Source organism: Microvirga arabica (assembly GCF_016811235.1).
Taxonomy (GTDB): Bacteria; Pseudomonadota; Alphaproteobacteria; order Rhizobiales; family Beijerinckiaceae; genus Microvirga; species Microvirga arabica.
In genome coordinates this window covers 1-1,254 of the sequence record NZ_JAFBID010000196.1, presented here as the reverse complement: position 1 = coordinate 1,254, position 1,254 = coordinate 1, and the positions used below count along the sequence as shown (strand labels likewise).

Sequence of the window (1,254 nt, the reverse complement as noted above, 5' to 3'; positions counted from 1 at the left end):
CGGCCGTGCGTTGCAAGAGGGCTGTTTCTGGTTGGATGAGAGACGGTTCGCATCAATCTATCCGGCCTCAGTATGGAGCTTAAGCTCCGGGCCAGTATGGGAATCCGCGCGCACCGCGCCTGCTTAGACTTCAGACCTCAGCGGGCCATTTTTAAAACCAAGCTTGCGGTGCGCCGGGAAACCGTTCATCCATCCTGTCACATCCTTCTCGCGAACCTCGGGGGGAACTCTACCTCCGGATCATTCGACGCTGGAGCACCTCACGGCATCCGGGCGGCATACTCCGGATCGTAGCCGCGCTCGCGGTATAGGACGCTCCAGGCCATCCGGGCGAGCTTGTTGGCCAAAGCCGCGGCGAGCACATTCCGATGCAGCCGCGGCGATGCTGTTGAAAGCCAGCGGCCGAAGCGGTGTCCCTGCCAATGGTGCGGGCGCTGCAGGAGAACTTGCGCACCACTCACGAACAGCGTGCGCAAGTAGCGATTGCCCCGCTTGGACAGGCCGCCCAGGATTGTGCGGTCGCCCGTCGAGATCTGCTTGGGGACCAAGCCCAGCCAGGCGGCAAAGTCGCGGCCTTTGGTGAACGCGGCTCCCGTTCCAATCGCCGCCACCATAGCGCTGGCGGTGATCACCCCAACCCCTGGGATCCCCATCAGCCGCTGACAGCCCGTATCCTGACGGGCCAGGGCTGTGATGTCCCGGGTCAGCATCTCGATGCGCTCGTCAAGCCGCCGCCAATCTTCTGCCACATCCTCAATGAGGTGGATCATGCGTGGCGAGAGCACGTCCGTGCGCTGGGCCAGGATGGCCGGAAGCGCCTCGCGCAAGCCACTCGGCCCCTTTCGGACCGGAACACCGCACTCGAGCAAGAAGGCGCGGATCTGGTTGATCACCGCCGTGCGCTGCCCGACCAAGCGGCTCCGCACTCGGTGCAGAGCCTGCAGATCGAGTTGCTCGGCCGACTTCAGCGGCACCGGCCGCATGGTCGGACGCTGCACCGCCTCGGCGATGGCCTCAGCATCGCGATAGTCGTTTTTGTGGCCCTTGAGAAACGGCTTCACATACTGGGCCGGGATGAGGTGCACGTCATGACCGAGGGCCGCAAGTTGGCGCCCGACGTGATGGGCGCCGGCACAGGCCTCCATGCCGATGAGACAGACCGGCAGATTGGCCAGGCAGGACGGCAACTGCCCGCGTGCAACCTTCCGGCGCAATAGGATCCTACCGCGGGCATCCATGCCGATGAGGTGGAAG

At 64.4% G+C, this 1,254-nt stretch carries 1 protein-coding gene; it reads right to left on the bottom strand.

Annotated elements, in window-relative coordinates; genetic code table 11:
* Positions 1 to 260: 260 nt before the first annotated feature.
* Positions 261 to 1,254 (bottom strand): IS110 family RNA-guided transposase (locus tag JQC81_RS32415; RefSeq protein WP_246520848.1); only part of this gene is annotated, 994 nt, incomplete at its 5' end.